At 67.8% G+C, this 1,218-nt stretch carries 1 protein-coding gene; it reads left to right on the top strand.

Annotated elements, in window-relative coordinates:
* Nucleotides 1-238: 238 nt before the first annotated feature.
* The coding region (locus QQ657_RS56475; protein ID WP_284750745.1) for an IS110 family RNA-guided transposase at nt 239-1,218 on the top strand (980 nt) is incomplete at its 3' end.

A 1,218-nucleotide genomic window follows, 5' to 3' on the forward strand; every position in this document is an offset into this window, starting at 1 on the left:
GTTAGAACTGTCGATGGGCGCTGGCGTGCGCTCGCGGGTGGGATGAGAATCGGTGGGCGTGTCGCCGGTCGACGTCGGCTGTGTTTGGCCGTGGAGGCCGGGTTAGAACTTGACGCTGGAGCCCCCACCCCCCGGGTGTCCCTCGGTTGCTGCTGTGAGCGCGAGTACCAAGCTCTGTGATCATGCTGGGGCTCTGCCGGCGGCGCGCGTGGTGCCGTCGGAAGTGGGGTGGTTTCGGATGCGGGTTCTGTATGAGCGATGCGCTGCGATCGATGTCGGCAAGGACGAAATCGCCGTGGCCCTCCGGCTGCCCGGGGACGGGCCGGACGGCCGGGCGACGGTCAAGAAGACGTTCAGGACCTTCTACGGGGTGCTCAAGCACGCCGCGCGGTGGCTGAGCGAGCAGGGCGTGACGCATGTGGCGATGGAGGCCACCGGGATCTACTCGATGCCGGTGTATCACGCCCTGCTCGAGCACGGCGGGTTCGAGCAGGTGATCGTGTGCAACGCCGGGCATGTCAGGAACGTGCCCGGCCGCAAGACCGATCTGTCCGACGCCGGCTGGCTGGCGCACCTGCTGGAATGTGGTCTGCTGCGGGGCAGCTTCCTGCCTCCGGCCCAGATCAAAGCCGTCCGGGATGTGATGCGGTATCGCAGCAAGCTGACCCAGTCACGCACCAGCGAGCTGCAGCGGCTGGGCAACGTGCTGCAGGACGCCGGGATCAAGATCGACTCGGTGGCCTCGTCGCTGACCACCGTCTCCGCCCGGGCGATGATCGAGGCCCTCATCGACGGCCAGCGCCGCCCCGGGGTGCTGGCCGATCTGGCCAAGGGCCGGATGCGGTCCAAGATCCCCGATCTGGAACATGCCCTGGAAGGCCGGTTCGGTGACCACCACGCCCTGATGTGCCGGCTGCATCTGGAGCACCTCGACCATCTCGAGGACATGATCGGCAAGCTGGACGCCCAGATCGAGGAGATGATGCTGCCCTTTCGTGCCCAGCGGCAGCTGCTGAGCACCGTCCCCGGGATCGGGCAGCTGTCCGCCGCGGCGGTCATCTCCGAGATCGGTGTCGAGGTCGGGGTGTTCTTCCCGACCGCCGAGCACCTGGCCTCCTGGGTGGCGCTGTGCCCGGGCAACCACGAATCCGCAGGCAAGCGCCACCACGGCAAACGCCGCAAGGGCAACCCGCGGCTGCAGGCGATGCTGGTCGAGTG

Source organism: Amycolatopsis ponsaeliensis (assembly GCF_030182635.1).
GTDB classification, from domain to species: Bacteria; Actinomycetota; Actinomycetes; order Mycobacteriales; family Pseudonocardiaceae; genus Amycolatopsis; species Amycolatopsis ponsaeliensis.